The sequence below is a fragment of the Corynebacterium sp. CNJ-954 genome, assembly GCF_001942345.1.
Classification (GTDB): domain Bacteria; phylum Actinomycetota; class Actinomycetes; order Mycobacteriales; family Mycobacteriaceae; genus Corynebacterium.
Window position 1 is genome coordinate 25,654 of record NZ_MKKI01000008.1, and the last position, 22,000, is coordinate 47,653.

General features: G+C 66.5%; 18 protein-coding genes and 1 riboswitch. Of the genes, 8 read left to right on the forward strand and 10 right to left on the reverse strand.

Annotation, left to right across the window (positions count from 1 at the left end):
- Nucleotides 1-11 precede the first annotated feature (11 nt).
- Nucleotides 12-905: a polyphosphate kinase 2 gene (gene ppk2, locus BJF89_RS04135; protein ID WP_075812493.1), complete on the forward strand. Its 894-nt coding sequence runs from the start codon at nt 12-14 to the stop codon at nt 903-905.
- A 15-nt stretch (nt 906-920) separates the two neighbouring features.
- On the opposite strand, the gene BJF89_RS04140 is transcribed toward ppk2, so the two are convergent.
- On the reverse strand, nt 921-2,810 hold the full coding sequence (locus tag BJF89_RS04140) for a long-chain fatty acid--CoA ligase (RefSeq protein WP_075812495.1): 1,890 nt from the start codon (nt 2,808-2,810) through the stop codon (nt 921-923).
- Nucleotides 2,811-2,971: 161 nt separating this feature from the next.
- On the opposite strand from BJF89_RS04140, the gene BJF89_RS04145 reads away from it, so the two are divergent.
- Nucleotides 2,972-4,039 (forward strand): enoyl-CoA hydratase/isomerase family protein, encoded by a 1,068-nt coding sequence (locus tag BJF89_RS04145; protein ID WP_075812536.1) that lies wholly within the window; start codon nt 2,972-2,974, stop codon nt 4,037-4,039.
- Here the strand turns inward: BJF89_RS04145 and BJF89_RS04150 are convergent.
- Both BJF89_RS04150 and BJF89_RS04155 read right to left on the reverse strand, forming a co-directional pair.
- On the reverse strand, nt 4,014-4,790 hold the full coding sequence (locus BJF89_RS04150; RefSeq protein ID WP_075812497.1) for a phosphatase PAP2 family protein: 777 nt from the start codon (nt 4,788-4,790) through the stop codon (nt 4,014-4,016). The two genes, BJF89_RS04145 and BJF89_RS04150, sit on opposite strands and share 26 nt — an antisense overlap.
- 76 nt (nt 4,791-4,866) lie before the next feature.
- Nucleotides 4,867-5,664 carry a nicotinamide mononucleotide transporter family protein gene (locus tag BJF89_RS04155; RefSeq protein WP_075812499.1) on the reverse strand — a complete coding sequence of 266 codons (798 nt, stop codon included), beginning with the start codon at nt 5,662-5,664 and terminating at the stop codon, nt 4,867-4,869.
- A gap of 9 nt (nt 5,665-5,673) precedes the next feature.
- Nucleotides 5,674-5,806: riboswitch (FMN riboswitch) on the reverse strand.
- A 75-nt stretch (nt 5,807-5,881) separates the two neighbouring features.
- Between BJF89_RS04155 and BJF89_RS04160 the strand changes: the two genes are divergently transcribed.
- Nucleotides 5,882-6,658 carry a DUF1648 domain-containing protein gene (locus BJF89_RS04160; protein WP_158026031.1) on the forward strand — a complete coding sequence of 259 codons (777 nt, stop codon included), beginning with the start codon at nt 5,882-5,884 and terminating at the stop codon, nt 6,656-6,658.
- A gap of 22 nt (nt 6,659-6,680) precedes the next feature.
- Nucleotides 6,681-7,409, forward strand: a complete 729-nt coding sequence (locus BJF89_RS04165; protein ID WP_083650481.1) for a DUF1648 domain-containing protein — start codon at nt 6,681-6,683, stop codon at nt 7,407-7,409.
- Nucleotides 7,410-8,282: 873 nt separating this feature from the next.
- Here BJF89_RS04165 and BJF89_RS04170 read toward each other — a convergent pair.
- The 3 genes from BJF89_RS04170 to BJF89_RS04180 all read right to left on the reverse strand — a co-directional run bounded on the left by BJF89_RS04170 (nt 8,283) and on the right by BJF89_RS04180 (nt 12,038).
- The gene (locus tag BJF89_RS04170; RefSeq protein ID WP_075812505.1) at nt 8,283-8,771 is read right to left on the reverse strand and encodes a DUF1648 domain-containing protein; all 489 of its coding nucleotides are present in this window, start codon (nt 8,769-8,771) and stop codon (nt 8,283-8,285) included.
- A gap of 173 nt (nt 8,772-8,944) precedes the next feature.
- Complete coding sequence (locus tag BJF89_RS04175; RefSeq protein WP_075812507.1) at nt 8,945-9,595, reverse strand: TetR/AcrR family transcriptional regulator; 651 nt, start codon at nt 9,593-9,595, stop codon at nt 8,945-8,947.
- Entirely contained in the window at nt 9,585-12,038 is a 2,454-nt protein-coding gene (locus BJF89_RS04180; protein WP_083650482.1) for an MMPL family transporter, read from the reverse strand. The genes BJF89_RS04175 and BJF89_RS04180 overlap by 11 nt, the downstream gene beginning before the upstream one ends.
- Nucleotides 12,039-12,149: 111 nt before the next feature.
- On the opposite strand from BJF89_RS04180, the gene BJF89_RS04185 reads away from it, so the two are divergent.
- Nucleotides 12,150-12,821, forward strand: a complete 672-nt coding sequence (locus tag BJF89_RS04185) for a GAP family protein (protein ID WP_075812510.1) — start codon at nt 12,150-12,152, stop codon at nt 12,819-12,821.
- 4 nt (nt 12,822-12,825) lie between these two features.
- Nucleotides 12,826-13,830, forward strand: coding sequence for an alpha/beta hydrolase-fold protein (locus BJF89_RS04190; protein ID WP_075812512.1), 1,005 nt, complete (start codon nt 12,826-12,828; stop codon nt 13,828-13,830).
- Here the strand turns inward: BJF89_RS04190 and BJF89_RS04195 are convergent.
- Both BJF89_RS04195 and BJF89_RS04200 read right to left on the reverse strand, forming a co-directional pair.
- Complete coding sequence (locus tag BJF89_RS04195) at nt 13,811-15,337, reverse strand: alpha/beta fold hydrolase (protein ID WP_075812514.1); 1,527 nt, start codon at nt 15,335-15,337, stop codon at nt 13,811-13,813. The genes BJF89_RS04190 and BJF89_RS04195 overlap by 20 nt on opposite strands.
- Nucleotides 15,338-15,415: 78 nt before the next feature.
- Entirely contained in the window at nt 15,416-17,095 is a 1,680-nt protein-coding gene (locus tag BJF89_RS04200) for a peptide chain release factor 3 (protein ID WP_075812516.1), read from the reverse strand.
- A 123-nt stretch (nt 17,096-17,218) separates the two neighbouring features.
- On the opposite strand from BJF89_RS04200, the gene BJF89_RS04205 reads away from it, so the two are divergent.
- Together BJF89_RS04205 and BJF89_RS04210 are read left to right on the forward strand one after the other, a co-directional pair.
- Nucleotides 17,219-19,210: an aconitate hydratase gene (locus BJF89_RS04205; protein WP_075812518.1), complete on the forward strand. Its 1,992-nt coding sequence runs from the start codon at nt 17,219-17,221 to the stop codon at nt 19,208-19,210.
- The gene (locus tag BJF89_RS04210) at nt 19,203-20,060 is read left to right on the forward strand and encodes a DNA-formamidopyrimidine glycosylase family protein (RefSeq protein ID WP_075812538.1); all 858 of its coding nucleotides are present in this window, start codon (nt 19,203-19,205) and stop codon (nt 20,058-20,060) included. Before BJF89_RS04205 ends, BJF89_RS04210 begins: the two co-directional genes overlap by 8 nt.
- 3 nt (nt 20,061-20,063) lie before the next feature.
- Here the strand turns inward: BJF89_RS04210 and BJF89_RS04215 are convergent, their stop codons facing one another.
- Both BJF89_RS04215 and BJF89_RS04220 read right to left on the reverse strand, forming a co-directional pair.
- Complete coding sequence (locus BJF89_RS04215; RefSeq protein ID WP_075812520.1) at nt 20,064-20,858, reverse strand: ABC transporter permease; 795 nt, start codon at nt 20,856-20,858, stop codon at nt 20,064-20,066.
- Nucleotides 20,855-21,817 (reverse strand): ATP-binding cassette domain-containing protein, encoded by a 963-nt coding sequence (locus tag BJF89_RS04220; protein WP_075812522.1) that lies wholly within the window; start codon nt 21,815-21,817, stop codon nt 20,855-20,857. Before BJF89_RS04220 ends, BJF89_RS04215 begins: the two co-directional genes overlap by 4 nt.
- Between the last annotated feature and the right edge of the window lie 183 nt (nt 21,818-22,000).

Here is a 22,000-nt window from a genome sequence, read left to right on the forward strand (position 1 = left end):
ACTCGGTCCCCATGACGTCACAGAACGCTCCGGGACCGACTGCCCCCGCTGAGAACCCGTCGGGGACCCGTCCGCCGAAACTGAACAAGAAAGCCTATGAGAAGGAGCTCAAGAAGCTCCAGGCCGATCTGGTGGACATGCAGCAGTGGGTCCGGGAGACCGGTGCCCGTGTGGTGGTCATCATGGAGGGGCGCGACGCCGCCGGCAAAGGTTCGGCGATCAAGCGGATCACCCAGTACCTCAACCCGCGGTTCTGCCGGGTGGAGGCGTTGCCGGCACCGACGTCCCGCGAACAGGGGCAGTGGTACTTCCAGCGCTACGTCGAGAAGCTGCCCACCGCCGGGGAGATCGTGATCTTCGACCGCTCCTGGTACAACCGTGCCGGGGTCGAACGCGTCATGGGGTTCTGCACCGCCTCGGAGTACCGCCGGTTCCTGCACCAGGCTCCCGTCTTCGAGCGACTGCTCGTCGAGGACGGCATCATGCTGCGCAAGTACTGGTTCTCGGTCTCCGACGAGGAGCAGGTGGCCCGGTTCACCTCGCGCCGTGAGGATCCGCTGCGGCAGTGGAAGCTGTCGCCGATGGACCTGCAGTCCATCACCCGGTGGGAGGACTACTCGCGGGCGAAGGACGAGATGTTCGCGCACACAGACACGCCCGCCGCCCCGTGGTACACCGTGGAGAGCGAGGACAAGAAACGCTCCCGGATCAACGTGATCAACCACATCCTCTCCTCGGTGCCGTGGGAGAAAGTCGAGCACACGCCCCCGCGCATCCCGGAGCGACCGGAGGTGGCGTCAGACTACGAACGACCCCCGCGCACGGAGTTCCGTTACGTCCCCGACCTCGCCTCCAGCCTGGAGCAGGGAAAGCAGCAGAAGAAAAAGAAGCGGAAGAAGAAGTAGGACTCCGCAGGCTACTCACTCGTAGTGGGCGGCGATCTCCTGGGCGAAGTGCTCGTGGATCACCTTCCGGCGGAGCTTCAGTGACGGTGTGATCTCCTGGTAGTCGACCCCGAGGTCACGGTGCAGGATCGTGAACTTCTTGACCTGCTCCCACCGGTTGAGGTTGCTGTTGAGCTCGTCGATGTAGCCCTGCACCATCTCCCGCGTTTCGGGGGCGCGGACGATCTCGCGGTAGCCACCGGAGACGCCCTGGCGTTCCGCCCAGGCGGTGACGGCATCCTCGTCGAGGGTGACGAGAGCGGACACGAACGGGCGGTCGTTGCCGACCACCACCAGTTGGCTGGCGACCGGGCAGAGCCCCTTGAACTTGGCCTCGACCTGGGCGGGAGCGACGTACTTGCCGTTGGACGTCTTGAACAGTTCTTTCTTTCGGTCGGTGATCCTGACCCGGCCTTCGCTGTCCATCTCGCCGATGTCGCCGGTGTGGAACCAGCCGTCGGGTTCCAGGACCTCGGCGGTGGCCTCCGGGTTGTTGTGGTAGCCGTCCATCACGCCCGGCCCCTTCACCAGGACTTCACCGTCGTCGGCGATGCGGACCTCGATACCCTCCAGCGGGGGGCCGACGTAGCCGGCGCGGTAGATGTCCGGCCGGGTCAGACAGGTTGCCGCGCTGGTCTCGGTGAGTCCGTACCCCTCGAAGATCGGCATGCCGGCGGCACCGAACCAGCGGGCGATGTCGGTGTTCATGGCCGCCGAGCCAGAGATGAAGCGCCGGACATTACCCCCGAAGCGCTCGCGGATCTTCGACATCACCAGCCGGTCGCCGATCTTCGCCTGCAGACGGATCCAGGGGCTGGCCGACCCGACACCGTTGTCGGCGTCGAAGACCTGGACGCACACGCGGCTGGCCCAGTGGAATAGCTTCTCCTTCACACCGCCCTCAGCGGCCATCATCGTGGCGATGCCGTTGTAGGCCTTCTCGAAGATGCGGGGGGCCGAGCCCATGAACGTCGGTTTGACGACGGCGAGGTTTTCGATGATCTTGTCGATCCGTCCGTCGATGGCGGTCTCGTACCCGATGTGGACGGGCAGGACAAGGAGCAGTTTGCCCATCACATGCGCCAACGGCAGCCAGAGGAACTGTTTGTCGTCGATGGTCAGGAGCTTCTCCGGGCCGGAGTTCGAGGTGACCTCGGAGGCGTGCGCCTCGAACACCCACACCCGGTGGGGGAGACGCACGCCCTTGGGACGACCGGTGGTGCCTGAGGTGTAGATCAGCGTCGACAGGTGTTCGAGTCGGGTCGCGTCAATACGGTCGTCGACGGCGGAGGGGTGGGCGTCGAGGTGTTCGCGTCCCCGTCGGCGCAGTTCCTCCAGGGTGATCACCCAACCGGGGGCACTGCTCTCGACCTCGTCCGGCACGTCGCCGCTCACCATCACGACGGTCTGCACCCCGGGAATCTCGTCGCGGAGGCCGAGGAGCTTGTCCACCTGGTCCCGGTCCTCCGCGAACACCACCCGGGACCCCGAGTCGTCGAGGATGAACGCGACGTCATCGGCGACGGTGGTGGGGTAGACCGTGACGGTGGCGGCGGAGGCGTACATGATCCCGTAGTTCGCCAGGGCCCACTCGTACCGGGTGGAACTGGCGATGGCGACCCGCTCCTCGGCCTCGATGCCCAGTGACATCAGGCCGCCGGCCACCTCGGACGCCTGTGCCCCGAGTTCCGCCCATGTCACCGCCTCCCAGGTTTCCCCGGATGCTCCGTCGGTGACCGGGAAGCTGTAGGCCCGACGCTCCGGTGTCTCCTTGATGCGCTTACGGAGCATGTGACCCACGGACTGGATCGAGGGGTCGATCGGCACGGCGGTGGACGGGGTGCTGCCTGCGGACGCGGTTGTCATTTCTTCTCCATCCGGACGGTGGTGTGGATCGCCTCGACGATTCATCCTTTCTGTCACGATATCAAATGAAACGTGTTTCAGTTCACAGTTGTACGTGATTCACCCCGGCATCGGTGGAGCCGCTGCGCCGCCGTCCGTCGTTTCGTGCCACCATGGCAGACATGAACACCACAACCACCTCCCAGACACCCGCCGTCCGCGTCGAGACAGTGAACGGTACCGGCGTCATCACCCTCGATCGTCCGAAAGCGCTCAATGCGCTGAACCACGAGATGATCAGCGCGATCGCCATGGCGCTCGACAGCTTCCGCGACGATGACAATGTGCAGCAGGTACTGCTGTGTTCGGCGGGGGAGAAGGCCTACTGCGCCGGTGGTGACGTGCGGTCGGTCCGTGACTCCGACCTCACGGGAGATTTCACCCCGGGAGACGACCTCTTCCGTGACGAGTACGACATGAACCATGCCCTCGCCACGTTCCCGAAGCCCACCATCGCCGTGGTCGACGGGATCGCCATGGGCGGCGGGCTGGGTGTCTCGGCCCACGCCGGTATCCGGGTGATCACCGAGAGGACGTGGCAGTCCATGCCGGAGATGGCCATCGGCTTCATCACCGACGTCGGTATCTCCCACGCATTCACCCACCTGCCGCACGTCCCCGACGAGTCGCGCACCGCCCTCGGACTGTTCCTGGCGACGACCGCCTACCGGATCGGCACCGATGACCTCCTGTGGAGCGGCCTGGCCACCCACATCCTGCATGACGGTGACACCGCCGCCTTCCGGGAGACCCTCGTGAACGACGGGCTGGATGCGGCGTTGGCGCGGACCGCGGGGAGGGAGTCCGCCGGGACGTCGACGTTGGCGGAGAACCTGGACTGGATCACCGCTACCTTCGCGGGCGAGGACTGGCCCACGATCGAGGGACGGATCGCTGAGTCGGAGGGGGAGTTCGCCGACAGTGTCCGTGAGATGCTGGCTCCGGCGAACCCGCTGTCACTGGTCGCCGCGACGGCACTACTGAACCACTCCGCGCGCAGCACTCTGCGGCAGGCGCTGGACGCGGAGTACGCACTGGGGCGGCTGCTTCGCCGTCAGCCCAACTTCCCCGAGGGAGTCCGGGCGGTGCTGGTCGACAAGGACCGGCAGGCGCACTTCTCCCCGGCCACCGTCGCCGACGTGACGGCCGAGCAGGTCGAGGAGGTCAGGCGGACAGTGGCGGAGTGCTGACCCGCCGGGCGTCCCGTACCGTCCGCGCACCGTAGACGGCACCGGCACCGAGGGCGAGCGCCACGACCCCCGCGACGACGTCGAGGAAGTAGTGGTTCCCGGTGCCCATCACGACGAGGAAAGTGACCAGCGGGTACAGGACTCCCAGCACCTTCAGCCAGGTCCTACGGGCCAGGCTGACCAGTATGGTCCCGCACCACGTCGCCCACGCGCAGTGCAGTGAGGGCATGGCGGCGAACTGGTTGGAGACGGCGTCCGACCCGAGGTTCCCCGATTCAGGCCACCATCCCCACGACCCTGTCTTGGCCATGATGTCGACGAAGTCTTCGGTGGCCAGCAGCCGGGGTGGTGCGGTGGGGGTGACGAAGAATCCGATGAGGGCCACGACCGTCGTCAGGATGATGATGAGACTGAGGAACCGGTAGCGCCGGTCGTGGCGCAGATACAGCCAGACGAGTACGGCGGGGGTCACGAGGAAATGCAGGGAGGCGTAGACCAGCGCGCTGGCGGCTGCCACGGTAGGGGTGGCGTCGAGAAAGGTGTTGAGACCGCGCTCCAGTGACAGGCCGAGGTTGCCCTGGAAGTCGAGGATCGCCTGCCCGTTCCGGTGGGCCACGGCGTCGGCGTCATGGACGCTGTTACGGATCCCCGAGTACACGGCGTACAGGCCCAGGAGAAGCAGGATTTCCAGCCACCAGCGGGGGCGGGTGGTCGAGGACGGCTCTACCGTCGTCTCCGTGTCTGTCGCCACGCCTGTCCTCACCGCGCCGGGGACCCGCGGGCATCAGCAGGTCAGCCAGGCGAGTCGATTCTGCATACTCCACTCATCAGAACTTCATGTCCTGTTCATCTGCTACAGCGTACGTTCTTTCCTGGCGGTCGCAACCACCGGTGGAATCCGCGGAGGACCGTCGCTGGACCCGCAGCCACACCACGAAACCCCAGGCGACGAAGATTCCGTAGACGAGGTAGAGGACGGCACTGGGGTAGTAGCCGGCCGTGAAGAGGAGGGGGACACCGACGATGTCGACCGCGATCCAGATCAGCCAGAACTCGGTCCATCCCCTGGCCATGCCGAAGGTGGCGAGCAGGGAACCGGTGAAGATCCAGGCGTCCGCCCATGGCCCCCAGGACCCCAGAGCGCTGAAGATCCAGGCGAAACCACAGGTTCCGACGACGGCGACGGCGAGCATGACCAGTCGTTCGCGTGACGTCGCCCACCGCGGTTGCACTGCCTCGTAGGTGTCGGCCGGTTCGGAGAGGATCGAGCGGGAGGGGTCGGTGTCCTCGGGCTCCCGCATGCCGGCGGTCGTGGCCCGGTGCCACTGCCACCAGCCGTAGACACTGACGATGAGGAACATGACCTGGCGTCCTGCCTGGCCGTAGAGGTCGAGGTCCTGCGGGGTGTGGAACATGCCGCCGAGAAAGACGGTGAACAACAGGATGTTCCCCGCGATACCCACCGGCCATGCCCAGACGACCCTCCGCATGCCGCCGATGGCGGAGGCGATACCGAAGCCGTTGCCGATGACCTCCCGCCAGAGGACCGCCGAGTCGCCGATCGACCACTGTGCGTTGAGGAATGTTGTGAGGGCGTCGTTGACCGACGCCAGAATTCCGGACATGAGGTGTCCAGCCTTTCTCTCCCGTCCGGACTGTGACCGTCGGCTCCGGAATTACACCGGATCTGCTTGACCCACCTGGTGGAGGTGGCGCTCGCGGGCTTTCACCGCCGGTGGGGAATTTCGCCCCGCCCTGAGAATGCGTACAGGACGTCACGTTACACCTGCCGTCGCGCTGTGGCGGGCGTTAGGCTCATCCGGACTGTTACTCTCTGAGAATATGACGGCGGAATCACACGGGATGCCTGGAGAATCGCGGAAAGCGGATTATCCGCCGGTGACGATGCCGGGCTACCTCTATCTGCTGGCATTGCTGCCGCCTGCTGCTGCGGCGGTGGCGCTGGTGGCGTCCTATGACGCACTGCCTGATCCGATGCCGACGCACTGGGGTTTCACCGGGGAGCCGGACTCCTGGTCGCCGAAGTCGATGGGGACGTTACTGTTCGGTGTCCTGCTTGGTCCGGTGATATGTGTGTTGGCCATGGGTTTCGTCGGTCTGTTCGTGCGGGTGCACTCCGGGTCCCTGTTTGAGCGCGGTGGGGCGAAGTCGACCCTGGACGCCCAACGCACCTGGCACGAACTCAAGGTGATGCAGCCGCTGATGGGCTGGTACTGCGTCATGCTCTCGACGTCGATGACCGTGATGATGCTCGGTCTGAACGGGCCGTGGGGGTGGTTGCAGGGAATCTCCGGATGGATCGACGCGCTGGGGATGCTCGGCATTCTCGCCAGTACCGTCTGGTTGCTCGTGGTGATGGGGCGACGCGGCGACGCCGTCGCCGAGAGGTTCCCCCACCCGGACGGACGCCGGCGCCGGTGGCTGATGTTCATGGACATCCCGGGGAGTGACAGGGTGATGGTCGACACCGGATCGGGAATGAACTTCACCTTCAATGTCGCGACCCGTGGTGGTCGGATCGGCGCAGTGGTCATGCTGCTTCTCCTCGCGGGCACGGCCGTGATGCTCCTGTCTATGGCGGTCACGGCATTGTTTTGAGGGGCTGATACCGTAGATTCTTATGGATACACAGCGCACGCCCAGGATACGGACACGATGGCCTGTGCATTCCCTGGCGCTCATCCCACCGGTGGCGCTGGCCGTGGGGCTGCTCACCGCCTACGGGGCCGTCCCGGATCCCATGCCGATTCACTGGGGTGCGGACGGTACTCCGGACTCCTGGGTGGGACGGTCACTGCCGTTTCTGATGGTGATTGCACTCGGCGCGCCGGTCGTCGGCGTCCTGGGGCTGTGCATCGCTGCCGTGGGTGTTGCCTCCCAGGGAGGCGGGTTGCCCCTCGGAGATTCGGAGCGGTCCAGGAATGACGCGCTCAATACCTGGGCACACGCAGAATCGGTGCAGGTGCCGTTGGCATGGTCCGATGTCGCGCTGTCTGCGTCGCTGACACTGACTTTCACCGGGCTTGCCGGCCCGTGGAGTTGGGCGGGTGGTGGTCTCGTGGCAGTCGGCGGAATTGGCGCTCTGGCGACGCTCATCGCGTTGATGCTGGTGACGGGACGGGTCAGTCGGGCCATCGACCTGCAGTATCCGTCGCCCTCCGGGCGTCGTGACCGGTGGCTGGTATTCGTCGACGCGCCGGGCGGAGGTGTCATCGCGCAGAACAACCGCGGAAAGTACACGCTGAACATGGCGACGACGACAGGGCGGGTTCTTACCGTTGTGGTGGCTGCCGTCGCTGTCGTGGTGGTCGTCGAGCGGGTGACTGGAGCTCTCGCGGCGGCGGTGTAGGCGAGCGGCCCTCGTCCTACTCTGTACTATTGTACGTAATTACGGAAGTGCGTACTATCGGTTGATATGTCAGACGGTTTCAGCTCGTTCCCTGGCGCAGTCGAGCACCTCACTGCGCAGGCAGATGCGTCGGAGGATGTCGCATCACAGGATGATGCAGCAGGGCTCGGGCCCGGTACGGCAGAACTGGAGGACACGGTGGCTGGACGTAGTGACACCGGGCCAGCCGGCGTGTTTGAAACGGACCCTGGAGGAAATGGTCAGGCAGCGTCCTTTTCCCGCTGACCTGATTGATAGGAGGTGAACAATGAAAAATAACGGACGATTGAGGCGCATCGCTAGACGGGCCTTTTCTTTCGCGGACTGGGCATCGGACCCCTTACCTCTCCAGGTGGCCTCTGCCGTCGAATTTCTGAAGCGCGATAAAAACCGGAATCCTCAGAGCCACGAAAGGGACAATGGTCCCGAAGCCTCATGAATCGACGGCATCTGGTCCCACCATCTACGGCGACCACGACCTGGTCAGAAGATTTCTGCAGTACATCCCGGAGAATCGGGCGATGTCCGGAGCTGCGGTCGCTGTAGTAGGCCCACATACCCCTGGCGGGGCCGCAGTCAGCGGTATCGGCTACCCGGCAGACTGCACTTCCCCCTTGGTTTGGTCGGAAAATCGAACAATTGGCTGACCTACGCCGGTATGACGCTCGACGTCTCCGGCTATTCGTACCTCGGCGGGGCTGTACTGGGGCATACCCTCGCCGCGGCATCCGGCTGACCTGCTCGGCTCCTCGGGCGTGGCACGATATATGTCCAGGAGCCTGGCAGCGAGGACGGTTCGCAGCGTGCTCCCGGGCTCAGTGTCTTCAATCGACGTCAGGCCCGAATGGTCTTAGTCAGACCAACCGCTGTCGCTCCAATCAGAACAACCAGCCCTGGAACAAGGACCACCGTCGCATTGATCTCACTGAGCATGGTTGTCGCCATTCCGGCGTAGATTGCCACGAGTCCGACATTCAACCACACCAGGGATTTCTCACCTGCCCGGTAGAGCCGCTGGGCATTGTCTTCGGTGACGTCTTTCGGGTAGTTCATCCACCTGGCATCGGGATGTCGGGACGCCCAGAAGGTTCCACCGATGCACACCAGCATGATCAGCGAGAGAAAGAGAACCGTCGTTTTCGAACCCCAGGCATCTGCTTCCCCTCCGAGACCGAAATGCACGGGAATGGTGTCCGGGAGTCCTGGGTAGCGGACCAGGACCAGCACCGTGATGACCCCGGCGACCGCAACTGACAACCGACGAAGCCATACGGTTGTCGCACCTGTGGTGAAATTACGTGCCGGACGCCCCCGTACCGTCACCTATCCTCGTCCGCGCCATAGTCCCAGGCTATCAGCGAGGTCTCGTCGTACCGCGTCTCCGCGTCTCGGTCGCACAGACACGAACGACGGTTTCTGTCCGGAATTGCGGGCGAAGTGTGTTCTTCACTCCCGGATCCGGACAGAAACCGTCGTACCGTGCGTGTCCAGGTGCCTCAGCTCCCGAAGCCGCTGCGCAGCAGCGCGAACCCTTCGTCGAGCACCTCGGCGGGGGACTGGTCGGTCGACGCCCAGCTGGGGAACATGACCATGCAGTCATGTCCCTTCTCCGCCGCCCGTGACTCCACCGCGATGGCGCCCGCGGTCAGGCAGGACACCAGCATGAGCGCACTCGCCTGACGGCTCATCGTCCCCCGGGCCCGTTGGTGGAGCGCATCCAGCAGGCCGTCGGCGATGTGCATCACCCGTTCCTTGTCGCCGGGCCCGGTGATGTAGCTCAGGTGGTCGGCGATGGAACGCAGGTTCAGCAGCGTGCCGGGGTCGTCGGAGACCGTGCCGTCGTCGTCCACGCGGTCGGTCACCAGTCGCTGCATGATGTCCAGGGGATGTTCGTCCTCAGGGGCGTCCTCGACCTGCTGACGCAGCTCGTCGATGGTCTCCTCGATGAAGAACAGCAGCGCGTCCTCCCGCCGGGGGAAGTAGTTGTGGAACGTCCGGGTGGACACCCCTGCCCGTTCGGCGACGGCGGCGACGGTCATCCCGTCGCTGCCCTCGCTGAGCAGGAGTTCCGCGGAGGCGCGGGCGAGCGCGCGGCGGGTCTCCTCCTTCTTCTGCTCGCGGTGCGAGAGCGCGTCGTTAACGGCCATCTGTCGTGGTGCTGTCGTCGGACGGGTCGGTGTCGGCGGCGTGTTCGCCGTGGGTGCCGTCGGGGGTGTCGGCCCCGACGGTGGCGGGCTCCTTCTCGTGCTTGCCGGCGCTGTCGTGCTCCGGGGCTTCGAGGCCGACGAGTCCTTCGCCCTCGACATCGACGGACGGGATGATCTTGTCCAGCCAGCGGGGCAGCTTCCACGCACGGTCACCGAGCAGGAAGAGCACGGCGGGCACGATGGTCATGCGGACCACGAAGGCGTCGATCAGCACGGCCATCGCCAGGGCGGAGCCCATCACGGCGATGAACGGCTCGTCCATCAGGATGAAGGCGGCGAACACCGAGATCATGATGAGCGCGGCGGCGGTGACCACGCGGGCACCGTGCTTGAACCCGTTCGAGACGGCGTTGCCGGCGGTCTTGCCGTGGACGTAGCCCTCGCGCATGCGGGTCACCAGGAAGACCTGGTAGTCCATGGCGAGGCCGAAGACGATGCCGATGAGCATGATCGGCAGGAAGGAGATGATCGGCTGCGGGTCGTTGGTGATGCCGAGCCATCCCCACTGCCAGATACCGACGGTCAGGCCGAAGGTGGCGGCGACGGAGAGGGCGAAGCCCAGTGCGGCGATCAGCGGTACCCAGAGGGACCGGAAGACGATCATCAGCAGGACGAACGCCAGAACCACGACGATGGCGATGTACGGGATCAGCACCTCGGACAGTCGGTCGGAGATGTCCTCGAAGATCGGGGTGACGCCGGTGACGGCGTACTCTGCCCCGGTCTCGTCGTGGAAGGACGCCTCGGCGTCGCGGAGGGCCTGGAGGGTGTCGTTCGTGGCCTCGTCGTTGGCGCCGGTGGTCGGGGTGATCATGACCTGGGCGGCGGAACCGTCCTCGGTCATCTGGGTGATCTGGGCGTTTGCGACGCCGTCCTGGCTGCTGATGGTCTCCACGGCGGCGCCGTAGGCGGCCGGTGCGGTCTCCGGATCGTCGGAGGTCACCAGTGCGATCATCGGGGCATTGCGGCCGGGGCCGAAGTCCTCGTTGATCCATTCGGCGGCGGTGCGCTGCGGGCTGCCGAGTTTGGCGGAGTCGTCGGTGGGCATGGCGAGCTGCAGGCCCAGCGCGGGGATGGCCAGCACGACCAGCAGCAGCACGGCACTGACGGAGAAGACGACGGGGCGCTTGCGGATCTGGCGGACCCACTTGAGACCCATGGTGGGCTTCTCGTCCTCGGGATCCGGAGCCTTGACCACCGGGGCACGTCCGGCGAAGGACTTCGTGCCGAATGCGCCGAGGATGGCGGGCAGCAGGGTGACGGCCACGACGACGGCGATCAGGACGGTGAACGCCGCAGCCAGCGCCATCGCGGTGAGGAACGGGATGTTGATGATCGACAGTGCGGCCAGCGCGATGATGACCGTCAGGCCGGCGAAGCAGACGGCGGAACCGGCCTTGCCGACGGCGAGTCCGGCGAGGTGGGCCCTTTGCCGGTGACTGGTGTTCTTGATCGCCTGGGCGAGTTCCTTCGGTGTCATGTTGTTGCCGCCGGCGAAGGCGACGAGTTCATTTCTGAACCTCGACACGATGAACAGGGCGTAGTCGATACCGACGGCCAGGCCGATCATGGAGGCCAGGGTCGGGGTCATGCTGTTGATGGTGTCGGTCAGCGCGGTGGCCGCCATGATCAGCATGATGCCGGTGCCGACACCGGCGATCGCCGTGATCAGCGGCAGACCTGCGGCGACGAAGGAGCCGAAGGTGATGATCAGCACGAGGGCGGCGATGATGATGCCGATGAGTTCGGCGGTGCCGCCGATCTCGGCCATCTGGAAGGCGTTGCCGTTGTACGAGACCTCGAGGTTGTCGGTGGCGGCGTCGTCCAGAACCTCGGTGACGGCCTCGGTGTCCTCCGGCGCGATGTCCATCGCGGAGTCGGCGTCGAAGGTGACGGTGAACGTGCCGGTCCGGCCGTTCTCACTCACCGGGGACAACGCCTGGATGTCGGCCTGGATCTGCTCCTCCGGCAGACCCTGCTGGGCCTTGGCCTCGGTGAGCTGCTGCTCCATGCCGGCGGCGGCTGTGACCGGGTCGACGATGGCATCGGTGTCGGTCAGTGCGTCCTGGCCCTTGAGCTCGGTGATGAGCTTCTCCAGGTCGGCGTGGGTCGCCTCGTCGGTCAGCGAGCCGCCTTCGGGGGCGCGGACGACGACGGTGCCGGTGGCGGCCTCCATCTCGTCACTGCCGCCGGGGAAGTAGTCGCCCATCTTCTCCTGGGTCTCGACCGACTCGAGTCCGGGGATGGTGAAGGTCATGGAGGTCGATTTCGCCATGGTTCCGGCCAGGGTGCCCGCACCGATGAGCACCAGCAGCCAGACGGCGATGAATCGCCACCTGTACAGGTATGCGGATCGTCCGATCCGGTAGAGGAGTTTAGCCATGCGCGATATTATTGCACCGGTTGCGCAATATTGCACGATCAGTGCACAGCTATGTTTTAGCGGTGGTGGTCCGGGGTATGCCTGTGCAACCACCGTGTAGGATCAGCCGGTGTGCTGTACGTGCTGAGTTTCGCCCTCGCGGACACCGTCAACTTCCTGCTGATCGGTGTCCTGGTCGCGGTCGGAATCGCACAGCCGCTGAAAGACAGGGGAGGTCGTTACGGCGCGGTGGCCACCCGCCTCGTCTTCGGTGACTGGCTCGGGGTGCTGGTGCTCGCGCTGCTCACCATGGTCGTCTTCGACGGGCTCGGCGAGAAGATCAAGACCGTCGTCGAGTCTCCTGTCCTCGGTGTCCTGCTCATTCTCACCGGAGTGGCCGGTGCGGTCTTGTCATGGCGCGGCGGTGGGGACGGATCGTCCGGCCTCGTCCGGCGCATCATGAAACCGCTCAAGACGCCGTCCTGGGCGACCGTCGGCACCGGGCTCGTCCTGGGCCTCGTCCAGTCGGTGACGTCCGTCCCCTTCTTCGCCGGCATCGCCGTGATGAGTGCCGGTGACTTCGCCACGCTCACCCGCTATGTCGGCATGATCGCCTATGCGTCGGTCGCGTTGAGTCTGCCGTTCCTGTGCGCTCTCGTGGTCGGGTACATCCGGATGCGACCCTACAGCGCCGTGGGACGCGGTTTCGGGTGGATGCGCCAGAATCAGGCGACCGTCGCCCGCGCCGGGGGCTACATCGTGGCGGTGTTCCTTGTCCTCCTCGGCGTGATCCACCTGGTGTGACGCCGTGGACCTGACCTTCACCTACCCCGGCCGCGCTGAGCGCGTGCTCCTCCACATCGACGGGATGCACGACCACCACACCCCGGATCTGCACCGTATGACGCCGGACGGGGAGGGGTGGACGTCCACGCTCTCCGTGCCGGACGATCTCGTCTCGTCCTACCGGGTGGTCCCGCTGGACGCGGACGCGGCAGCACGGTTCGACACCACCGCCGATTCCCGGTTGCGGTGGCTGGGTTTGATGGACTCCGTCGTTCCGCACGTCCTGGACCACTCCGCCTGGCGGCCGCCGATGCCCGGGAGTGCCGCTTCCGGACGTCTGATCATGCCGGGAGCCCCGGAACGACCCGGGTGGGCCGAGGATGATCCCGTCACCTGGGACGAGACGGAACTGGACGGGCGTCGGTTGTGGACCAGCGGACTTTGCGGGGCAGACCACCTGCTGGTGATCAGCGACGGCGCCGCCTGGTCACAGACCTCGCTCCCGGCAGCGCTGGAGCGGTTGCATTCGTCCGGACGCCTCCCGCGTGTCGCGCTCGTGGCGGTGGACACGCGCGACGACCGCGTCGCCCTGCTGTCCCGCTCGGAGGGCTACCGCACACTCATCGCCGACCGGGTGCTGCCGTGGGTGCGCGGTCTCGTCGACGTCCCGCCCGGGCGCACGGTCATCGCCGGCGAGAGCCTCGGCGGACTGTCCGCGGTGGACCTGGTGCTGCGGCGACCCGACGCCGTCCGGCTCGCCGTGGCGACCTCGGGATCCTTCTGGTTCGGCGATGTCGCGGCCGAGATCAGGGAGTCCGGGGCACCGTCCGGCGTGCGGGTGCACCTCAGCGCCGGGAGGGGTGAGGGGAGGAGCATGCCCGATCACGCGGCGGCGGTGGCGGACGCGCTGCGCGGAGCGGGCGTGCCGGCCAGCCTCGACATCGGCACCCACGGTCACGAGATGGCCGGCTGGACCGGCGCGCTGACCCGCGGGCTGGTGGAACTACTCAGGCGAAGTACGCACTGATCTCGTCCTCGAACGCCTGCGGATCCTCCAGCAGGACGCCGTGGGAGTAACCGTCGAGAGTCAGCAGGTCCCCGCCCATCGCGCGGTGCATGTCGGTGGCACCCTCCGCGGTGACCGCGGTGTCGTGGGAGTAGCCGATGTTCAGCGGCGCGTGCTCAAGCTCCGCGCCGGACGGATCGGTCGGCACCGTGGTGGCGGACCAGCCGTCGCAGTAGAGACCGGAGCCGATCAGGTCCTCGTTGTACCGGATCAGGTCGCCACCGGTGTACTGCGTGACCAGGGTCGGTACCACGAGTGAGGGGTCCGGTGCCGAGGTGTTCTCGTTGCAGATGATCGCCCGGTCGACGTAGGCCATCTGCGTCTGCATCAGTTCCAGGGCGGCGGTCTCCTCTTCGGACAACGGGGGCTGCTCGGCCTGCTGGGCGCCCGGGTTGCTGAGCTGCTCTCCGATGACCGGCCACAGCTTCTCACTGTAGAGACCGTCCATCAGACCGGACTGCCCGGCGGTCACTCCGAGAAGTGCGCTCTCATCGCCGAGGAGCATCCGTGTGGTGTCGGAGAGGGTGCCGGCCCTCCACTGGGCGTAGACCACGGCGTCGACGACACGGGTGGCCAGTTCGCCGGGCAGCGGCGCGTCCGCGTCCGTCGATGCGGGCGGGGTGGTCGGGAGCTGGACGCCGTAGGGGCCGGCGACGACCTCGGCCCACCGCTGGTAGACCTGCAGCGGTGTGGTCCCCAGGTGGTACTCGTCGTCGCGTTCGGCGAGCCAGGAGAACATGGCGTTGAGACCGTCCACACGGGCCTGCTTCCGGGCCTGGCCGAGGCCGAACCACCGCTGGTCGGGGGACGCCGACGAGTCGAGCAGTACCCGGCCGGTGTGCCCCGGGAAGAGTGTGGCGTAGGTCGCCATCAGCGGGCCTCCGTAGGAGACACCGTAGAGGTTCAGCGTCTCCTCACCCAGAGCCTGGCGCGCCTCGTCGAGGTCGCGGGCGGTGTTGTCGGTGGTGATGGTCGCGGCGTACCCCGGATTGTTCGACTCACATCCGGCGAGCAGATCGCCTGCGGGGGCGGCCGGTCCTGCCGGCGTCGAGCAGTCCAGCGGCGTCCCCCAGGCCAGCCCGCGGGGCTCGACGGCGAGGAGGTCGTAGTTCTCACGGACGTCGGCGGGCAGGACGATCCGGCCTTCGGCGTCTGCTCCGTTACTGCCGGCGAACATGGCGAGTGCATCGCCGCCGGGTCCGCCCGGGTTCCCGGCGATGACGCCCTTGCGCTCACCGGTGGCCGCGATCCGGCTCATCGTGAGCGTGATGGTCCCGGCGTCCGGGTTCGCGTAGTCCTCCGGGACCTCGATGTCGGCGCACTCGGCGGCGGGGTTGGCGAATGATCCGGTGGGGCAGGCGCCCCAGTCCAGGGGGTCGGGCGCTGCCGTACCGGCGACAGCGGCGGGGGTGGTGAGGGCACAGGCGACGACAGCGGCACACGCTGTCCGGAGGATCCGGGATGACACGGGGAGGAGCTACCTTTCACTGAAGACGTCCTGCCGGACACTACCTCATTTCCCGGTCAAAATCAGGCGAATCTCCGCTCAGTCGGCCACCAGGGGCTCCATCGTGAGCTCCGGGTGCTCCTTCTCCACGAAGGCGAGCTTCCACTTGTCGCCGAACAGCGCGATGAGTGCCCCGTCCGAGCGGGTGAAGATCTCCACGCCGCGCTGGCGGCCGAGTTCGGGGGCACTGGCCGCGTCGGTGCGGCGTGCCACGGAGTACGGCACCGGCTCGGTGACGGTCTCCACGTTGTACTCGGCCATCATCCGGGCCTGCATGACCTCGAACTGCATGGGGCCGACGGCCGCCATCACCGGGCTGGCGTCGCCACGGGCGTCGTTCTTGAGGATCTGCACCACACCCTCGGAGTCGAGCTGGTCCAGGGCCTTGCGGAACTGCTTGTACTTGCCCAGCGTCTTCGCCCGCAGCGTGCGGAAGTTCTCCGGGGCGAACTGCGGCATGGGCCGGAACTGGACCTTCCGTCCGGCGTAGATCGTGTCGCCGGGGGCGAGGGTGCCGGCGTTGACCAGTCCGACGATGTCACCGGGGTAGGCGGCCTCGACGGTGTTGCGGTCGCGCCCGAAGACGGTGAGGGCGTACTTCGTGGAGAAGGAGCGCCCCGACTGCGCGTGGCTGACCTGCATGCCCCGGGTGAACTCGCCGGAGACGACGCGCATGAAGGCGAGCTTGTCACGGTGGTTGGTGTCCATGCCGGCCTGCACCTTGAAGACCACACCGGCGAAGGCGTCGGTGACGTCGCGGACCGTGTCGATCGCCGCACCTGCCGAGGATGCCGCAGCCTCGACCACGGCCGGGTCGGACTCACGGGGCCCCGGCTGCGGGGCGAGGGCGCAGAGGGTGTCCAGGATCTGGTGGACGCCGAAGTTCAGCATCGCGGAGGCGAAGATCAGCGGGGAGGTCGTGCACTCCAGGAAGAGCTCCTGCTCGTGCACGGCGCCGTCGGCGGCGAGCAGTTCTGCCTCCTCGGCCGCGGTCTCCCAGACGTCGTCCTCCTTCGCCGATGCGTCGGCGGGGGAGTAGTGCTCCTCGGGGGCGATGGTCGACCCACCGGCGGTGCGCAGGAAGTGGATGTACTCCTGCACCTCACCGTCGCTGTCGAGGCGGGCCAGCCCGCGGAAGTCGCCGGCGGGGCCGACCGGCCAGAACAACGGGGTCGGCTGCAGGCCGATCTCCGTGACGATCTCGTCCACCAGCTCGAGGGGTTCCTTACCCGGCCGGTCCCACTTGTTGACCACGGTGATGATCGGCAGCCCGCGGGCCTTGCACACCCGGAAGAGCTTCAGGGTCTGCGGCTCCAGGCCCTTGGCACCGTCCACGAGCATCACGGCGGCGTCGACGGCGGTGAGCACGCGGTAGGTGTCCTCGGAGAAGTCGGCGTGGCCGGGGGTGTCGACGAGGTTGATCATGTACGGCTCGCCGGTGTGGCCTTCCGGGGCGTACTCGAACTGCAGCGCGGAGGATGCCACGGAGATACCGCGGTCCTTCTCCATGTCCATCCAGTCCGAGACGGTGGACTTGCGGCCGGCCTTGCCGTGGACGGCGCCGGCCTCGTTGATGACACGGGCATGCAGCGCCAGCGCCTCGGTCAGCGTGGACTTACCGGCGTCCGGGTGGGCGATGACGGCGAAGGTGCGCCGTCGGTGCGCTTCGGAGGCGACGGTGGAGGTGCTGGCGGGGGAGGCTGCTGCGGTGTCTGACACGTCTGGACACCTTACCTGCGTTGCAGGCGCTCCGGAAAAGGGGGACGACGTACTTGTTCACGATCTGAAACATGTTCCACTCCGGCGTAGCGTTGGGGGCACGCGATGAAGGAGGTGTGCCGTATGCAGACCGCACAGCACGAGAAGAGGAATGTCGCACAGAAACTCATCGCCGACCACCTGGTCGACAGCGACATGGCGGACATGGCTGATCTGGCCCCGGGGAGTGAGATCGGCCTGACCGTCGATCAGACGCTCACCCAGGACGCCACCGGCACCATGGTGATGCTGGAACTCGAGTCGATGGGGCTGGACCGGATCCAGACGGAGCTTTCCGTCCAGTACGTCGACCACAACCTGCTGCAGACCGACGAGAAGAATCCCGATGACCACGTGTTTCTCCAGTCTGCGGCCCAGCGGTTCGGCCTGTGGTTCTCGAAGGCGGGGAACGGGGTGTCACACCCCGTCCACCAGGCCCATTTCGGACGGCCCGGTGCCACGATGATCGGGTCGGACTCCCACACCTGCGCCGCCGGTGCCCTGGGGATGCTGGCCATCGGCGTCGGCGGCCTCGAGGTCGCCATGGCCATGGCGGGACAGCCGCTCTACGTGTCCATGCCGGAGGTCTGGGGTGTCGAGCTCACCGGTGAACTCCCTCCGTGGGTGTCGGCGAAGGACGTCGTGCTCGAGATGCTGCGCCGCCACGGGGTGAAGGGCGGCGTCGGACGGATCATCGAGTACCACGGTCCGGGACTGGACAACCTCACGGCGATGGACCGCCACGTGATCGCGAACATGGGCGCCGAACTCGGCGCCACCGCGAGCGTCTTCCCCGCGGACGACGCGGCGCGCGACTACCTCGCCGCCGTCGGACGTCCCGACGACTTCACCCGTCTCGTCGCCGACGACGGTGCGCAGTACGACGTGACCGAACACATCGAGCTCGGCGACCTGGAGCCGCTGATCGCCCGGCCGTCCTCACCGGGCAATGTCGTTCCGGTCCGCGAGGTGGCGGAGGAGAACGAGGAGGTCTCCCAGGTGGTCGTGGGGTCGTCCGCGAACCCGGGGGTCCGTGACTTCGCCGTGGTCGCGGAGATCCTGGACGGGAGACAGACGGCACAGACGGTGTCCGTGGACATCAACCCGACCTCCCGTGAGGTGCTGGCCGACCTGATCGCCGGAGGATGGCTGACGTCGCTGGTGACGTCGGGCGCCCGGATCCACCAGTCCGGCTGCATGGGATGCATCGGCATGGGGCAGGCGCCCGCCAGCGGCCGGAACTCCCTGCGTACCATGCCGCGGAACTTCCCCGGGCGCTCCGGGACGGAGGAGGACGCTGTCTGGCTGTGCTCGCCGGAGACCGCGGCCGCTGCTGCGCTGACCGGGAGAATCACCGATCCGCGTGAGCTGGAGTCGTTGTACGACATGAGCTGCCCTGTGCCGCAGATGCCAGAGCGTTTCAGCTCGGTCGACGACATGCTGCTGGCGCCGCTGGAACCGGAGGAGGCGTCGAAGGTCGAGCTGGTCAAGGGGCCGAATATCTCGTCTCTCCCGGAGTTCGCACCGCTGGACGACGACCTGACGGCACCCACGCTGCTGGTCATGGGCGACGACGTGTCCACCGACGAGATCATGCCCGCCGGGTCACGGGTGCTGCCGTACCGCAGCAACATCCCGAAGATCTCGGAGTTCAGTTTCTCCCGCATCGACGACACCTACTTCGAGCGCGCCACCGCGACCGACGGTGGGCACATCGTGGTCGCCGGCGAGAACTACGGTCAGGGTTCGTCCCGTGAGCATGCGGTGATCGCACCGCGGTATCTGGGGCTGCAGGCCGTGGTGGCGAAGTCTTTCGCGCGGATCCACTGGCAGAACCTGGCGAACTTCGGGATTCTGCCGCTGGAGTTCGTCGACCCCTCCGACCACGACGCGATCTCGCAGGGTGACGAGTTCGTGGCCACCCGGCTGCGTGACGCGCTCCGTCAGGGTAACCAGGTCACCGCGACGATCGGTGGTCGGGACGTGACGCTGCGCCATCGCCTGTCGGACCGACAGGTCGAGATGCTGATCGCGGGCGGACGTATCCCGTACACCGCGGGTGGTTCCGGTGCCTGAGCTCCCTGAGGTGGAGGCGCTGGCCGTCGATCTGCGACGTCGGATCGGCGGGAGGGTGGTCGACCGCGTCGACCTGACGGCGTTCTCCGCGCTCAAGACGGTGGCCGTGGCACCGTCCTCACTCGTGGGGAAGACGGTCACCGATGTCCGTCGCCACGGAAAATTCCTCGACCTCCAGATGGATGACGTCCACCTGATCATGCACCTGGCGAGAGCGGGATGGGTCAGGTGGCGTGACACTGTCCCGGCGACCCGGCCGAAGCCCGGCAAGGGGCCCCTCGCCGTCCGGCTGGTACTGGGAGACGGGTGCCTGGACGTCATGGAAGCGGGGACGAAGAAGAAACTCGCGCTCTATCTCGTGAACGATCCTGCCGAGGTAACCGGGGTCGCGGCACTCGGGGTCGATCCGGTGGGCCCGGACTTCACGTTCGAGACGTTCTGCGGGGTGCTGGACGAGGCTGGTCGCGCGCGGATCAAAGGTGCCCTCCGCGACCAGACTCTCATCGCGGGGATCGGCAACGCCTACTCCGACGAGATCCTGCACCGCGCCCGGATGTCACCGTTCACCTCTGCCACGATGGCTCCTGAACAGCGACGGCAACTGTACGACGCAGTCGTCGGGACGATGGCCTCGGAAATCCAGCGCCTCTCGGGGCTTGACGCCGCCGACATCAAACAGGCGAAGAAGGACGGCATGCAGGTGCACGGCCGTGCAGGGGAGTCCTGCCCGGTCTGCGGCGACACCGTACGGGAGGTCGTGTTCAGCGAGTCGTCGTTCCAGTACTGTCCGACCTGCCAGACCGACGGGAAGGTTCTCGCCGACCGGGGGATGTCCCGGCTGCTGAAGTAGCCGCTACTCCGCCCGGCGGAACTTCATCACCGACAGGGGAGCGAAGATCAGGACGAGCAGGATCGCCGCGGCGAAGACCGCGAGAACCGGGTTCTGCATCGTCCAGATGTCTGGAGCCGGTGCGTCGCCTGTGTTGCCGAAGAGCTCGCGGGTGGCCTGGACCAGCGCGGATACCGGATTCCACTCGGCGAAGACGCGCAGGGCGGTCGGCATTGTCTCGGACGGGACGAAGGCGTTCGACAGGAACGTCAGCGGGAACAGGACCATGAAGGTGGCGGAGTTCATCACCTCGGGGCTGCGGACGACCTGACCGAGCAGCACCATGACCCAGGAGAACGCCCAGGAGAACAGCAGGAGCAGGCCCATGCCGGCGAGGAAGCGTCCGACCCCGTCCTCGAACCGCCAACCGACGGCGATCCCGGACAGGACCATCACGATCAGCGTGAGGGTATTGAGGACGAGGTCTGCCAGTGTCCTGGCGACCAGGACGGCGGACGGCGCCATCGGCAGGGTCTTGAACCGGTCGATGAGGCCCTTCTTCCGGTCCTCGGACATGAACATGCCGGAGAAGGTCGATCCGAAGACCACGGTCTGCACGAAGATACCGGCCATGAGGAAGTCGGTGTAGTCCTGCCCGGGTACCTGGATGGCGCCACCGAAGACCTGGCTGAACAGCAGGACGAACATGATGGGTTGGACCATCCCCCACATCAGGACGTCCGGGGTACGGCGGAAGTGGATGAGGTTGCGCAGGGTCACTGCGCGGACATCGGTGAACCAGTTGCTGAGGGTGGTCATGACGCGTCCTTCCCTGTGTCGTCCCCGGTGAGCGAGAGGAAGACGTCGTCGAGGGTGGGGCGGGCCAGACCGATGTCGTGGACGTCGATGTTGTGTGACCGGATGTCGTGGACGGCACGTTCGAGGGCGGCGGGCCCGTCGTCGACCGCGAGCGTGAGGGTGCGTTCCTGCCTGGTGACGTTCTCCTGGCCGAGGGCGAGGGGTTGCAGCAGCTGTGTTGCGGCGTCCACGTCGGCCGGGTCGGCCAGGGTGACGGTGACACGTTGGCCTCCGACCTGCGTCTTGAGGACGTCGGCGGTGCCTTCGGCGATGACGGTGCCGTTGTCGATCACGCTGATCTCGTCGGCGAGTTGGTCGGCCTCCTCCAGGTACTGCGTGGTCAGCAGGAGTGTGGTGCCGGCGGCGACACGTTCCCGGATCACGTCCCAGAGGCTGAGGCGTGCCGCGGGGTCGAGACCGGTCGTCGGTTCGTCGAGGAAGAGGATCCGCGGATTGTTGACCAGGGAGGACGCCAGGTCGGCACGACGGCGCATGCCTCCCGAGAAGCCCTTGACCGGGCGGTCGGCGGCGTCGGTGAGGTTGAAGAGTTCGAGGAGTTCGTCTGCCCGCTTCTTCGACGTCCGGTCGCCGAGGTGGAACAGACGCCCGATGAGCATGAGGTTCTCCCGGGCGGAGAGGTCTTCGTCGATGGTGGCGTACTGACCGGATGCGCCGATGATCTCCCGGACGCGGGCAGACTGCTTCACCACGTCGAGCCCCGCCACGGTGGCGGTGCCGGAGGTGGGGCGGATGAGGGTGGTCAGTACCTTGACGGTGGTGGTTTTTCCCGCGCCGTTAGGTCCGAGGAGTCCTCGGACGGTGCCTTCCTCCACCGCGAGGTCAAGGCCGTCGAGGGCCCGGACTTCCCCGGAGGAGGATCGGTAGGTTTTTCGGACGCCATGCAGCTCGATGAGGGGCATAGCCTCGGATGGTACTGCAACGGTGCTGTGGTGAACAGTGGTCAATCGGGTTGTCTCGCCGGGGACAGTGGCCCGGCGGCGATCGTGGTGACCCGACTGCCGCCGGGGCCGTGCCAGTGCAGGGTGAGGGCATCGTCCGGGGTGCTGGGTTCCCAGATCCCAGCGGTCTTCAACCTGTGATGC

Coding starts and splice junctions, on each gene's coding strand:
- ppk2 (WP_075812493.1), top strand. CDS start 12: ATGACGTCACAGAACGCTCCGGGACCGACTGCCCCCGCTGAGAACCCG.
- BJF89_RS04140 (WP_075812495.1), bottom strand. CDS start 2,810: ATGACAACCGCGTCCGCAGGCAGCACCCCGTCCACCGCCGTGCCGATC.
- BJF89_RS04145 (WP_075812536.1), top strand. CDS start 2,972: ATGAACACCACAACCACCTCCCAGACACCCGCCGTCCGCGTCGAGACA.
- BJF89_RS04155 (WP_075812499.1), bottom strand. CDS start 5,664: ATGTCCGGAATTCTGGCGTCGGTCAACGACGCCCTCACAACATTCCTC.
- BJF89_RS04160 (WP_158026031.1), top strand. CDS start 5,882: ATGACGGCGGAATCACACGGGATGCCTGGAGAATCGCGGAAAGCGGAT.
- BJF89_RS04165 (WP_083650481.1), top strand. CDS start 6,681: ATGGATACACAGCGCACGCCCAGGATACGGACACGATGGCCTGTGCAT.
- BJF89_RS04175 (WP_075812507.1), bottom strand. CDS start 9,595: ATGGCCGTTAACGACGCGCTCTCGCACCGCGAGCAGAAGAAGGAGGAG.
- BJF89_RS04180 (WP_083650482.1), bottom strand. CDS start 12,038: ATGGCTAAACTCCTCTACCGGATCGGACGATCCGCATACCTGTACAGG.
- BJF89_RS04205 (WP_075812518.1), top strand. CDS start 17,219: ATGCAGACCGCACAGCACGAGAAGAGGAATGTCGCACAGAAACTCATC.
- BJF89_RS04215 (WP_075812520.1), bottom strand. CDS start 20,858: ATGACCACCCTCAGCAACTGGTTCACCGATGTCCGCGCAGTGACCCTG.
- BJF89_RS04220 (WP_075812522.1), bottom strand. CDS start 21,817: ATGCCCCTCATCGAGCTGCATGGCGTCCGAAAAACCTACCGATCCTCC.